The sequence below is a fragment of the Ectopseudomonas alcaliphila genome, from assembly GCF_900101755.1.
Classification (GTDB): domain Bacteria; phylum Pseudomonadota; class Gammaproteobacteria; order Pseudomonadales; family Pseudomonadaceae; genus Aquipseudomonas; species Aquipseudomonas alcaliphila.
Genome location: NZ_FNAE01000001.1, coordinates 1,769,583 through 1,782,606, shown reverse-complemented (window position 1 = coordinate 1,782,606; position 13,024 = coordinate 1,769,583). Strand labels below are relative to the sequence as shown.

Here is a 13,024-nt window from a genome sequence, read left to right as displayed (position 1 = left end):
GGAATGCGACAGGCTCAGTCGAGCATATCGCTGTAGCGCGCGTCTTTCTTGAACACCAGCGGCTGGTCGAAGCCCGGCACCTTCACTTCTTCGGTGGTGATGGAGATCGCCTGGTCGTCGATCATGTCGTTGCCGAAGTTGTAGATGATGTCCAGCTTGCCTTGCAGCGCCTGCTGGTCGTAGGCGGCAGCGGCGGCACGGGTGCTCTCGCGGCGCGCCAGGTAGGCGTCGAAGGCGGCCTGGCCATGACGCTTGCGCAGCATGCGCTCGGTCACGTGCGGGGCCAGCACCAGGGCGCTGGCGTTGTTGCCGCCAAAACCCTTGGAGTTGATGAAGGCCACGTCCAGCGCGTGCTCACCCACTTTACGGTCTTCGGTGGACAGGCTCAGGTGATCCTGATGCACGTCGCCGGCGACGGCGTCGATGGTCTTGATGCCCGGCACGATGCCGTACTTGAAGGCGCCGAGGGCCGCGATCACCTGGTCGCCGCTGGCGGTGGCCAGGGAATGACCGACGAAGGCCTTCACTGCGGTGACCGGCCATTGCTCGATACCGAAGGCGCTGGCGACGCGGTCGAGAATCTCCGACTCGGTGACGCGGTTGGCCGGGGTGCTGGAGCCGTGGGCATGGACGAAGCTGCGGCTACGCACGGCGTCCAGGCCGAGCAGTTGCACGGCGCTGGCCACGGCCTTGGCCACGGTCAAGTAGTTGCCCGGGCCGGGAGCGGAGATGGACTTCTTGAAACCGTCGGCGTTGATGAACACGTCCGGCACGGCGCCATGGATGTCGGCACCCAGTTCCAGGGCCAGCTCGTCGTCCATCAGCACCACGAACTGGCAGGCCTCGGCCAGGGTGAAGCCGCAGTTGTCGCCGAACGGGCGGCTGGCGCGGCGGAAATCTACCTCGCTCTTGCCCTCGATCTGGCGCAGGCCTTCTTCGGTGGCCAGTGCGCCCATGGCGCCGTAACCCTCGATGCATTCCTGATTGATCGGCGCCTCGCTGCTGCCGACGATGACCACGCGTGCCTTGCCCGAGGCGATCTGCTCGATGCCCTTCTGCAGGTTGTAAAGGAAGGTGGCGCAGGCGCCGGTAATGCTGCCGGTGGTGCCGACGCTGCCGAGCACGTAGGCGTTGATGAAGTCGGCCGGCATGGTGTTCAGGCCCAGGGCCAGTTGCTTGGCGGTGACGCGACCGCCCTTGAGGCGCGACTGCATCATGCCGCCGAAGCCGTTTTCGTCGAGCTGGCTCATGATGCAACTGGCGAACACGGCGATTTCGTCCGGTGCGACGTGCTGGACGATGCGCTGCCAGTCGATGCCCACCGAGCGCAGGGCGTCGGTGACGCCGACCACGGTCATGGCCAGGCCGCGTGGGTGAAAGCGTGCGTTGTACAGCTCGCTCGGCTCGAAGCCGGTGGGCAACTGGCCGGCGGACTTCACCGCCAGCGGGCGGTAGCTGTCGACCTTGAATTCGCAACTGTCGTGCAGGGTGACGCGTACTTCATTGCCTTCGAGTTCTTCCAGCGACCAGTTGGCCGGCAGCGGCTCGGGCAGTTGTTTGCGCTGGGTGATAAAGCTCAGGCTGGCGCCGTTGCTGGGTGCAACGCTGATGCTCTTCTGCCAGTGGGCTGCGTCCGGGTCGAGGTGCTGCTTCTCGAGGCGGCGCACCAGGGTGCCGGCCAGAATCTCCTTGGCGTAGCGGCTTTCAATCTCGGCCAGGCTCAGCGGCTGGCCGTCCTGATCCTGGTACTGGCCATCGACCACGCGCACCAGTTTCATCATCTGTGCCAGCCCGGCCAGGGTTTCCTGGCGCGCCTGGGGTTCCAGCGACTCCTGCACGGTGCGACGGAAACCATGGTGGAAGGAGCTGCGCCCGGCTGCGTTGTAACCCCCAAAACCCACGATCACAGGTAAGCGCGACATAAATCAAAAGCTCCTGAACAAGGCCAGCGCGACGCCGGGCCGGCGCATCTGGGCGCGAGCAGGGTCATAGGGCGGTGGCATTTGGAAAATTTCGGCTGCCTAACCTGACGTGGATCATGACCGTCGAGTCACTCATTCGTCCAATGTCGTGGCGAGAGTGAGGTGTGTTGCGGATGGGCGGGGCGTTAGCGGGACAATGGACCGGGGGTAGGGTGCGCCGTGCGCACCGCTGTTTTCTGAAGGCTGGTGCGCATGGCCTAGGCGGCCCCGCGACATCCTGCTGGCAAGCCCGCCTGCTGGCGGGCTTGTGTCGGCTCAGCCCTGGTAGCTGATATGCCCGTCGACCAGCGTGTAGCGCACCGCGCCTGGCAGGCAATGGCCGATGAAGGGGCAGTTGCTGCCCTTGGAGTACCACTGCTCACCGGCGACGGTCGAGGCTTGCGCATCGAACAGCACGATATCGGCAGCGCCGCCTACGCTCAGGCTGCCGGCCGGCAGGCGCAGTGCGGTGGCCGGACCGCTGGACAGGCGTGCCAGCAGCGTCGGCAGATCCAGCAGGCCGTCCTGCACCAGGCTAAGGGCCAGCGGCAGCAGCAACTGCACGCTGCTGATGCCCGGTTCGGTGGCGGCGAAGGGCGCCAACTTGGCATCGCGCTCGTGCGGCTGGTGGTGGCTGGCGATGGCCGAGATCACCCCGGCCTTTACCGCTTCGCGCAGGCCGTCGCGGTCGGCACGCGAGCGCAGTGGCGGCTGTACGTGATAGAGGCTGGAGAAGTCGATCAATGCCTCGTCGGTGAGGATCAGCTGGTACAGCGCCACATCGGCGGTCACCGGCAGGCCACGGGCCTGGGCATTGGCGATCAGTTCGGCGCCGCGGGCGCTGGTGATCTGGCTGAAGTGCGCGCGCACGCCGCTCTGTTCTACCAGCAGCAGGTCGCGGGCCAGTGCCACGGTCTCGGCGGTTTCAGGGATGCCGGCCAGGCCGAGGAAGCTGGCGGTCGGGCCTTCATGGGCCAGGCCGCCTTCGGCCAGGTCGGCGTCCTGCGAATGGAAGATCACCTGCAGGTCGAAGGTGGCCGCATATTCCAGTGCGCGGCGCAGGGTACGGCTGCTGCGGAAGTTGTCCAGGCCGTTGCCGAAGGCCACGCAGCCGGCATCGCGCAGGGCGACCAGTTCGGCCAGCTGCTCGCCGGCCAGCCCCTTGCTCAGCGCGCCAATGGGGAAGACCTTGGTGTGCCCCGCTTCACGGGCGCGGTCGAGAATCAGCTCGGCCACGGCCGAAGTATCCAGTACCGGCTTGGTGAAGGGTGGGCAGCACAGACTGGTGACGCCGCCGGCCGCTGCGGCCAGGGTTTCCGTGGCGATGCTGCCCTTGCGGCTATAGCCCGGCTCGCGCAGGGCCACGGACAGATCGACCAGGCCGGGGGCGGCGATCAGGCCCTGAGCGTCGAGGGTCTGATCGGCGACGAAACCAGTGGGCGCCTGACCAGTGGCGATCAGCTTACCGCCATCGATATAGAGGTCGCTGACCTGATCCAGGCCGCTGGCCGGGTCGATCACGCGGGCGCCGAGGATTGCGGTACGCATCAGTTGGCCTCCTCGGCGTTGAGTTGACGTTGGGCGTTCTGCCCGCTCATGGCCATCGACAGCACGGCCATGCGGATGGCGATACCGTAGGTGACCTGATTGAGGATCACCGACTGCGGACCGTCGGCCACCGCCGACTCGATCTCCACGCCACGGTTGATCGGGCCCGGGTGCATGACCAGGGCGTCTGGCTTGGCCAGCTTGAGGCGTTGTTCGGTGAGGCCGAACAGGCGGTAGAACTCACCCTCGCTGGGCAGCAGGCCGCCCTGCATGCGCTCGCGCTGCAGGCGCAGCATGATCACCACGTCGACATCCTTGAGGCCTTCGTTGGCGTCGCTGAACACGCGCACGCCGTAGCTTTGCTCCAGGCCGATGGGCAGCAGGGTCTTGGGCGCGATGACGCGGATGTCCGGGCAGCCCAGGGTCTTCAGCGCCAGCATGTTCGAGCGCGCCACCCGTGAGTGCAGGATGTCGCCGACGATGGCCACCGAGAGCTTGTCGAAGTCGCCCTTGTGGCGGCGGATGGTGAGCATGTCGAGCATGCCCTGGGTCGGGTGCGCATGACGGCCGTCGCCGCCGTTGATGATCGCCAGGTTCGGGCACACGTGCTCGGCGATGAAGTGCGCCGCGCCGGAGTCGGCATGGCGCACGACGAAGATGTCGGCGGCCATGGCCTCGAGGTTGCGCAGGGTATCGAACAGCGTCTCGCCCTTGCTGGTGGAGCTGGTCGACACGTTGAGGCTGATGACGTCGGCCGACAGGCGCTGGGCGGCCAGTTCGAAGGTGGTGCGGGTGCGCGTGGAGTTCTCGAAGAACACGTTGCACACGGTCTTGCCGCGCAGCAGCGGGACCTTCTTCACCGCACGTGCGCCGACTTCGAGGAAGGAGTCGGCGGTGTCGAGGATTTCGGTCAACAGCTCGCGGGGCAGGCCGTCGAGTGAGAGGAAATGGCGCAGCTGACCTTGGTCGTTCAGCTGTAGCGGGCGCTTGGCGGCGAGTGGCGTCATCGCGGGGAGTCTCAGTTGGCGAGCGTCTGGAGTTCGAGGGTCAGCGGCGTGGGGCCGGACAATTTTACCCGCGCGTTGGCCGCCAGCGACAGGGTGGCACCGACCACGTCGGGGCGGATCGGCAATTCGCGGGCGTTCAGGTCGAGCAGGCTGACCAGGGTCACGCTGGCCGGGCGGCCGTAGTCGAACAGCTCGTTCAGTGCGGCGCGTATGGTGCGGCCGCTCATCAATACGTCGTCGATCAGCACCAGATGCTGGCCTTCGATCTCGAACGGCAGCTCGGAGGGCTGCACCTGTGGGTGCAGGCCGTTCTGGGTGAAATCATCGCGGTAGAAGGACACGTCGAGCACGCCCAGCGCGTCATCGCGCCCCAGGGCGGCGAGCAGGGCCCGGGCGACCCAGACGCCGCCGGTGCGGATGCCGATGAAACGCGGCTCGCTGATCTGGCGCTGGTTCAGGTGCTGGGTCAGGGCGCTGGCCATGGCCGGCAGCAGGTCGTTGGGGTTCGGTAGCATGGCGAAACTCCTTGGTGCGGGCCGACTCGCTCAGCCCGGACAGTTTTCCTCTAGCCAGCCTTGCAACAGCAGGGCGGCGGCAATGGCATCGACCGGGCGTTCACGATAACCGCCGCTCTGGCCTTCGCGCAGGCGCTGGCCCTTGGCCTCGAAGGTGGTCAGGCGTTCGTCGTGGGTGTAGGCCGGCAAGTTGAAGCGGCCATTGAGGCGCCGGGCGAATTTCTCGGCGCGGGCGCTCATCTCGCTCGGCGTGCCGTCCATGTTCAGCGGCAGGCCGACCACCACGGCGTCCGGCTGCCATTCCTTGATCAGCGCCTCGACGCGGCTCCAGTCCGGTACCCCGTTCTGTGCCTTGAGTATGCAGAGTTCGCGGGCCTGGCCAGTGATCACCTGGCCGACGGCGACGCCGATCTGCTTGGTGCCGTAGTCGAAGCCCAGCAACAGGCGCAGTGGCTTGTCACTCATCAGGCGTGTCCGACCTGTGAAGTCAGCAGGCTGAGGTTGACTCCCAGGCGCGCCGCTGCGGCATTGAGGCGTTGATCGAACGGCAGGTCGAAAAGAATGCTGCTGTCGGCGGGGCAGGTCAGCCAGGCGTTCTCGGACAGTTCGGCTTCCAGCTGCCCGGCATCCCAGCCGGCGTAGCCGAGGGTGATCAGGTAGCGATCCGGGCCACTGCCGTCGGCGATGGCGAACAATACGTCTTGCGAAGTCGACAGGCCCAGCTCGCCCAATTCCAGGGTTGCCTGAAACTGCGGGCCCGCGGGGTGCAGAACGAAACCGCGGTCGATCTGTACCGGGCCGCCGGCGAAGATCGGCAGGCTGTGGCACAGCGCCGCCGGTTCTTCGTCAGGGCGCAATTGCTCCAGCACATCGGCCAGGTTCAGGCCATTGGGCTTGTTGATCACCAGACCCATCGCGCCCTGCTCGTTGTGTTCGACCAGGTAGGTGACGGTCTGAGCGAAATGCGGATCGGCCATGTGCGGCATGGCAATCAGGAAGTGGTGCTTGAGCGAAGTGGGGGCTGATTTCTTCATGGCGCCTAGTTTGGAACGACGGGCGGCAAGCTACAAGCGTAAGCAGGAGAACCGAGACAGCACGTTCGCGGATTTCATCCGGGTTGCAGGCGTCGACCCGTGGGGTGCGCCGCGCGCACCGCTGATCAGGCTGGTCTAGTTGCTCGACAGTCGATCACCGCGCTCGAAGCGCCAGGTGCGGATGATTTCCAGGCGGTCGATATCGGCCAGGTCGCCGGTGAAGGGCGCATAGGGCGCGGCCAGGCGCACGATGCGTTGCGCGGCTTGATCGAGCACGGCCTGGCCGGAGGACTCCAGTACCTGCACTTCGTACAGCGAGCCGTCGCGATTGATCGATACCAGCAGGCGCAGACTGCCGTAGATGCGCTGGCGACGGGCATCGTCGGGGTAATTGAGGTTGCCGATGCGCTCGACCTTCTTGCGCCATTCGTCCTTGTACCAGGCGCCCTTGTCGCGCATGGTCGAGGCGGCGTTGAGGCGATGGATCTTCGGCCGCTTGGCATAGGCCTGAACTTCCTGTGCCAGCTCGGCTTCCAGGCTGGCGATCTCTGCGGACAGTTGCGCGGAGTCGAATACCGGCGCCGGGCGCGTTTCCGGGACCGGCTTGGCTTCTTCGCGTTTGACCGGAGTTTTCTGCTGCTGCGGTGCGCGCGTGGCGACCGCGGCCTTGGGCGCTTCCTGCTTGGTGGCGGGCTGCTGCGGGGTCGCGGGCGGCGTCACCTTGCGCACCTCGCTGTCCTGGAAAGGCGCCTGTTCGGTGGTCTTGGGGGCTGCGGCGTGTTCCAGCGTGCCGCTGCCCTGCTGGTTGTCCTGCGCCAGGAAATCCGCTTCCTTGGGCTTTTCTTCGCTCTTGAAGGTCGAGAGGGTGATTTCCAGCGTCTTGCTGATTTCTGGCGGCGACTCCAGGGTGAAACCGATGCCGAGGATCAGCGCCGCGTGCAGCGCTGCCGCGAGAAACAGGGTGAATCCCAGGCGGTCCGCCGGTCGGGCGGTGGCGGAGGGGGCGGTCGGTAGGGAGGCTGCTGCGTTCATCGCGTATCGGGTCTGCTTTCGAATGCCGCGCAGTCTGCCGGGTAGCAGTAGGCGCCTGCAAGTTGCAGGCGCCAGGCTGCCACCTGCGTCAAGCTTTTAACCCGCGTTTGCGCGCAATGCAGTCCATCAGTTGTTCACCGATACGGGTGTCGAATGCGGCATCGATCTCGCGGATACAGGTCGGGCTGGTGACGTTGATTTCTGTCAGATGATCGCCAATCACATCGAGCCCGACGAAGATCAGCCCTTTTTCGCGTAGCGTAGGGCCGACTGCTGCGGCAATTTCGCGATCACGTTCGGTCAGCGGTCGCGCCTCGCCACGGCCGCCTGCGGCCAGGTTGCCGCGAGTCTCTCCGGCGGCCGGAATGCGTGCCAGGCAATAGGGTACCGGTTCCCCGTCTATCATCAGGATGCGCTTGTCGCCGTCCTTGATCGCCGGCAGGTAGGCCTGCGCCATGACCTGCTGGTGGCCGTGCAGGGTCAGGGTTTCCAGAATCACCGAAAGATTCGGGTCGCCCTCGCGGTGGCGAAATATCTGCGATCCGCCCATGCCATCAAGGGGTTTGAGAATGATGTCACGGTGCTCATTGGCAAACTGGCGCACAATGTCGGGACGCCGGCTTACCAGAGTCGCTGGTGTGTATTGAGGAAACTGGGTGGCGAAGAGCTTTTCATTGCAGTCGCGCAGACTCTGCGGTCGATTGACTACCAGTACGCCGTCGCGCTCCGCCTGCTCGAGCAGGTAGGTGGAGTAAACGAATTCGTTATCGAAGGGCGGGTCCTTGCGCATCAGGATCACGTCCAGCTCGGCGAGCGGCGTGTCCTGTTCCGTGCCAAGGGTGAACCAGCGCTGCGGATCGTTGAACACTTCCAGAGAACGCAGGCGGGCGCGGGCCTGGCCACGGACCTGATAGAGGTCCTGCTGCTCCATGTAGAACAGCGACCAGCCGCGTGCTTGAGCGGCCAGCAACATGGCCAGCGAGCTGTCCTTCTTGAAGGAGATGCTGGCAATAGGATCCATGACGATCCCGAGACGAAGGCTCATGGGGGGTTAAACTCCGTGAGATAAGGGCGAAGGCCGGGTTGGCTGCGCCGAACGATGACTGTCAGGGTGGCGCCGGCCGGGCCGCGTGGTCAAGGGCGGCGCTGCCCTGGCAGGCTTATAGATTGCATCTGGAGAGTGTGCTAAAAAGGCCCGACGATTGGGTCAAGCCCCATCGAAGACTGGGCCTCAGGCATACTGATAACGCGAATATAACGACTCACCGAGGCGATGGTAGGGCGAACATGGAACAGCATACCGAGGGTTTGAAAGTGATGGTGATCGACGATTCGAAAACGATTCGTCGCACCGCTGAAACTCTGCTGAAAAAAGTGGGTTGTGATGTCATCACCGCGGTCGATGGCTTTGATGCCCTGGCCAAGATTGCCGACACGCATCCCAGCATCATCTTTGTCGACATCATGATGCCGCGTCTCGATGGGTATCAGACCTGTGCCCTGATCAAGAACAACAGTGCTTTCAAGTCCACGCCAGTGATCATGCTGTCCTCCAAGGACGGTCTGTTCGACAAGGCCAAGGGGCGTATCGTCGGCTCCGATCAGTACCTGACCAAGCCTTTCAGCAAGGAAGAGCTGCTCGGTGCTATCAAGGCTCACGTACCCGACTTCACCCCAGTGGAACAAGCCTCCTGACGTTCCGGCCTGACCGCCGTACGCCACTTCTGTATTGGGAAACACCATGGCTCGAATTCTGATTGTTGATGACTCCCCGACCGAGATGTACAAGCTGACCGCCATGCTGGAAAAGCATGGTCATCAGGTGCTCAAGGCGGAAAACGGCGCCGATGGCGTGGCTCTGGCTCGCCAGGAGAAACCCGACGCGGTGCTGATGGACATCGTCATGCCCGGCCTCAACGGCTTTCAGGCGACCCGTCAGCTGACCAAGGACGCCGAGACCAGTCACATCCCGGTGATCATCGTCACCACCAAGGATCAGGAAACCGACAAGGTCTGGGGCAAGCGCCAGGGCGCCAAGGACTACCTGACCAAGCCGATCGACGAAGACACCTTGCTGAAGACCCTCAATGCGGTGCTGGCCGGCTGATGCCGTGCTGTCCGCGTACTAAATAAAAAGAAGGCCAAGGCTGGCATGTCCGTGCAGACTCCTTTCCAGATTCTCCTTGAGATTGATCAGCGTTGCCGAGTCCTGGCGGCTGGCCTGCCGTCGCAGCAGGCAGCGGTACAGACTTGGAGCGGTATCGGTTTTCGCATGGGCGAGCGGTTCTTCGTCGCGCCGATGGGAGAAGTGGGTGAAGTGCTGCACGAGCCGCGCTACACCCTGCTGCCGGGTGTGAAGGGCTGGGTCAAAGGGGTGGCCAACGTGCGTGGCCGTCTGCTGCCGGTCATGGACCTGTGCGGATTCTTCGGTAATGAACTGTCGCCGCTGCGCAAGCTGCGGCGAGTGCTGGTGGTCGACCATCAGGAAATCTTCGCTGGCCTTACGGTCGACGAGGTTTTCGGCATGCAACATTTTCCCGTGGATGCATTTTCCGAGCAGTTGCCGCCTCTCGAGGCGAGCATTGCACCGTTCATTCATGGTGTTTTTCAGCGGGAACAACCCTGGTTGGTGTTCAGCCCTCATGCGCTGGCAGTCGATCAGGTCTTTCTCGATGTCGCGTATTAGCAGGCCGTTCAAAGTGTAGGCAACGACTGCACGGATGCAGAAGGTAGGGCGAAGCAGGAAGCCCGAGTCGAGGCAGGTAAGACAAGGCGAAAGCGGTCGGAAAGTGCAGCTTGCTACTGTAAGTGCGCATTTCGAGGTTGCTTTCAACGCAGTGTTGCCAACGCAGGTGGTTTTTAGAAGGCCTGTGGATTTTCGGTTGGGTCGGTTCTTCCGACCCTTTGGCGTTACATGGGAACCGTAGTGCGGTCGGTCCAGGCGGGGGCCAGAAAATGAAAAAATTCAATGCAGGTAATTTGTTGGTCGGAGCACGTAGCAGCACGCTGATCGCGGCGCTGTTCGTCGTGCTCATTGTTTCCATCGTGCTGTTGTTCGCGAACTTCGCCTACATCAATACCCAGTCCAACTACGATACCGAGTACATCAGCCACTCCGGTGAGCTGCGGGTACTGTCCCAGCGTATCGCCAACAACGCCACTGAGGCTGCGGCGGGCAAGGCAGAGGCCTTCGGCCTGCTGCGTGCTGCGCGTAACGACTTCCAGCAGCGCTGGAGCTACCTGACCGATGGCGATGCCAATACCGGCTTGCCTCCGGCGCCCTCTTCGGTGCAAGCGCAGATGGCTGCGGTGCAACAGGACTGGGACAGCCTGCGGCAGAACACTGACGCCATTATCGCCAGTGAGCAGACCGTACTGTCGCTGCACCAGGTAGCCGCCACCCTGGCGGAAACCATTCCGCAGCTGCAGGTCGAGTACGAGGAAGTGGTCGACATTCTGCTGGAGAGCGGTGCGCCGGCAGCCCAGGTCTCTGTGGCCCAGCGTCAGTCGCTGCTGGCCGAACGTATCCTCGGCTCGGTGAACAAGGTACTGGCCGGTGACGAAGACTCGGTACAGGCCGCCGACATGTTCGGTCGTGATGCCAGCCTGTTCGGTCGTGTACTGGCTGCGATGCTCGAAGGCAACGCGGCGATGGAAATCAGTCAGGTGACCGACGAGGAGGCTCTCGAGCGTCTGGCCGAGATTTCCGAACTGTTCGAATTCGTATCCGGTTCGGTGGACGAGATTCTCGAGACTTCGCCGGAACTGTTCCAGGTACGTGAATCGGCGAGCTCCATCTTCACCGTGTCGCAGACCCTGCTGGACAAGGCGTCCGAGCTGGCCGTCGGTTTCGAAGACCTGGCCTCGGGCCGTGCCATCAATACCCTGTTCGGCTACGTGCTGGGTGCCCTGGCACTGGGTTCGATCATCCTCACCGCTCTGGTGATGGTGCGTGAAACCAACCGTCGTCTGGCCGAGACCGCCGAGAAGAACGAACGCAACCAGGCCGCGATTCTGCGTCTGCTCGACGAAATCGCCGACCTCGCCGACGGTGACCTGACCGTGGCCGCGACGGTAACCGAAGACTTCACCGGTGCCATCGCTGACTCCATCAACTACTCCATCGACCAGCTGCGCGACCTGGTAGCCACCATCAACCTGACCGCCGTTCAGGTAGCCGGTGCGGCCCAGGAAACCCAGGCCACGGCGATGCACCTGGCTGAAGCGTCCGAGCACCAGGCCCAGGAAATCGCCGGTGCATCTGCGGCGATCAACGAAATGGCCGTGTCGATTGACCAGGTATCGGCGAACGCCTCGGAATCCTCCGCGGTAGCGGAACGTTCCGTAGCCATCGCCAACAAGGGTAACGAAGTCGTACACAACACCATCACCGGCATGGATAACATCCGTGAGCAGATCCAGGACACCTCGAAGCGGATCAAGCGCCTCGGTGAATCGTCCCAGGAGATCGGTGACATCGTTAGCCTGATTAACGACATTGCCGACCAGACCAACATCCTCGCACTGAACGCCGCGATCCAGGCCTCCATGGCCGGTGATGCAGGCCGCGGCTTCGCCGTGGTAGCGGACGAGGTACAACGCCTCGCAGAACGTTCCTCGGCGGCGACCAAGCAGATCGAGGCGCTGGTAAAGACCATTCAGACCGACACCAACGAAGCCGTTATCTCCATGGAGCAGACGACTTCCGAAGTGGTTCGCGGTGCTCGCCTGGCGCAGGACGCCGGTGTGGCACTGGAAGAGATCGAGAAGGTATCGAAAACCCTCGCGGCCCTCATCCAGAACATTTCCAACGCCGCCCGTCAGCAGGCCTCTTCGGCCGGCCACATTTCCAACACCATGAACGTGATCCAGGAGATCACTTCGCAGACGTCCTCGGGTACCACCGCCACCGCCAAGAGCATTGGTAACCTGGCCAAGATGGCCAGTGAGATGCGCAAGTCGGTGTCCGGTTTCACCCTGCCAGACGCCTGATAAAGGAGTGCGGAGGCTGGCGGCAGCCTTCGCTATACAGCCATGACTCAGGGCGAAGGTATGCAGTCAGCGGGCGTTTGGGCATTGCGCCCGGTGGCCGATATGTCGCAAGCCGATTTTCACGACTGGCAGACGTTGCTTGAGGCGCGTACCGGTGTGGTGATCAGCGAGCAGCGGCGCGCCTTTCTGCAGACCAACCTGAGTGCACGTATGCGCGAACTGGGCGTCACGGATTACGCCAGCTATTACCGTCAGGTCACCGACGGCCCGCGTGGCGCGGTGGAGTGGTCGACCCTGCTGGATCGTCTGACCGTGCAGGAAACCCGCTTCCTTCGTCACCCGCCTTCCTTCGAGGTGCTCTCGCAGTATCTGCAGGAGCGTCTGGCGGCAGGCCTGGGCAAACCCTGGGAATTGTGGAGCGTGGGTTGCTCCAGTGGTGAAGAGCCTTATTCGCTGGCGATTCTGGCCGCGGAGGTTCTTCAGGGCAGCGAGTTACCCGAGCACTTCGCGGTGACCGGTACGGATATCAGTCAGGGCGCACTGAGCAAGGCACGCGAGGCGTGCTACTCGGCACGACGCCTGGAGCAGGTGAGTGACGAGCTGCGCGAGCGCTACTTTCTCGCCCAGGCCGATGGACGCTTCAAGGTGGTACCGAGCCTGGCAGCGCGTGTGTGTTGCGCCAAGCTCAATGTGTTGGAACTGGCCAAGGCGCCGATGTCCGGCATGGATGTGATTTTCTGTCAGAACTTGCTGATCTATTTCCGCCGCTGGCGTCGCCGCGACATCCTCAATCGCCTGGCCGAAAGCCTGGCGCCGGGTGGCCTGCTGGTCGTGGGCGTGGGCGAAGTAGCCGGTTGGCAGCACCCGCAACTGGTGCCGGTAGCCGACGAGCGAGTTCTGGCGTTTACCCGCAAGGGATAAGGCCAAGTTTATGA

The 13,024-nt window shown here is 63.5% G+C and carries 13 protein-coding genes; 5 read left to right on the top strand and 8 right to left on the bottom strand.

Translation table 11 applies throughout. The features are described 5' to 3' along the window. Nucleotides 1-14 precede the first annotated feature (14 nt). From BLR77_RS08350 to gshB, 8 genes are all read right to left on the bottom strand, one after another. Nucleotides 15-1,922, bottom strand: coding sequence for a beta-ketoacyl synthase (locus BLR77_RS08350; protein ID WP_074676565.1), 1,908 nt, complete (start codon nt 1,920-1,922; stop codon nt 15-17). 315 nt (nt 1,923-2,237) lie between these two features. Next, complete coding sequence (locus BLR77_RS08345; protein ID WP_074676563.1) at nt 2,238-3,509, bottom strand: dihydroorotase; 1,272 nt, start codon at nt 3,507-3,509, stop codon at nt 2,238-2,240. After that, a complete protein-coding gene (locus tag BLR77_RS08340; protein WP_074676561.1) occupies nt 3,509-4,516 on the bottom strand; it encodes an aspartate carbamoyltransferase catalytic subunit in 1,008 nt (335 codons plus the stop codon). The genes BLR77_RS08345 and BLR77_RS08340 overlap by 1 nt, the downstream gene beginning before the upstream one ends. Nucleotides 4,517-4,527: 11 nt before the next feature. Next, on the bottom strand, nt 4,528-5,031 hold the full coding sequence (gene pyrR / locus BLR77_RS08335) for a bifunctional pyr operon transcriptional regulator/uracil phosphoribosyltransferase PyrR (protein WP_074676559.1): 504 nt from the start codon (nt 5,029-5,031) through the stop codon (nt 4,528-4,530). Between the two features lie 30 nt (nt 5,032-5,061). Further along, nucleotides 5,062-5,499 carry a Holliday junction resolvase RuvX gene (gene ruvX, locus BLR77_RS08330; protein WP_139202916.1) on the bottom strand — a complete coding sequence of 146 codons (438 nt, stop codon included), beginning with the start codon at nt 5,497-5,499 and terminating at the stop codon, nt 5,062-5,064. Then, nucleotides 5,496-6,065 carry a YqgE/AlgH family protein gene (locus BLR77_RS08325; RefSeq protein ID WP_074676555.1) on the bottom strand — a complete coding sequence of 190 codons (570 nt, stop codon included), beginning with the start codon at nt 6,063-6,065 and terminating at the stop codon, nt 5,496-5,498. Before BLR77_RS08325 ends, ruvX begins: the two co-directional genes overlap by 4 nt. 135 nt (nt 6,066-6,200) lie before the next feature. Beyond that, nucleotides 6,201-7,097, bottom strand: coding sequence for an energy transducer TonB (locus BLR77_RS08320; protein ID WP_074676553.1), 897 nt, complete (start codon nt 7,095-7,097; stop codon nt 6,201-6,203). An 88-nt stretch (nt 7,098-7,185) separates the two neighbouring features. Continuing rightward, entirely contained in the window at nt 7,186-8,142 is a 957-nt protein-coding gene (gene gshB / locus BLR77_RS08315) for a glutathione synthase (RefSeq protein ID WP_074676551.1), read from the bottom strand. A 242-nt stretch (nt 8,143-8,384) separates the two neighbouring features. On the opposite strand from gshB, the gene pilG reads away from it, so the two are divergent. From pilG to BLR77_RS08290, 5 genes are all read left to right on the top strand, one after another. Next, on the top strand, nt 8,385-8,792 hold the full coding sequence (gene pilG, locus BLR77_RS08310) for a twitching motility response regulator PilG (RefSeq protein ID WP_017678433.1): 408 nt from the start codon (nt 8,385-8,387) through the stop codon (nt 8,790-8,792). Nucleotides 8,793-8,838: 46 nt separating this feature from the next. Further along, the gene (gene pilH, locus BLR77_RS08305) at nt 8,839-9,204 is read left to right on the top strand and encodes a twitching motility response regulator PilH (protein WP_003458790.1); all 366 of its coding nucleotides are present in this window, start codon (nt 8,839-8,841) and stop codon (nt 9,202-9,204) included. A 45-nt stretch (nt 9,205-9,249) separates the two neighbouring features. Then, nucleotides 9,250-9,783, top strand: coding sequence for a chemotaxis protein CheW (locus BLR77_RS08300; protein ID WP_074676549.1), 534 nt, complete (start codon nt 9,250-9,252; stop codon nt 9,781-9,783). Between the two features lie 269 nt (nt 9,784-10,052). Next, a complete protein-coding gene (locus BLR77_RS08295; protein ID WP_074676547.1) occupies nt 10,053-12,089 on the top strand; it encodes a methyl-accepting chemotaxis protein in 2,037 nt (678 codons plus the stop codon). Between the two features lie 60 nt (nt 12,090-12,149). Beyond that, a complete protein-coding gene (locus BLR77_RS08290) occupies nt 12,150-13,010 on the top strand; it encodes a protein-glutamate O-methyltransferase (RefSeq protein ID WP_074676816.1) in 861 nt (286 codons plus the stop codon). Nucleotides 13,011-13,024: the final 14 nt, after the last annotated feature.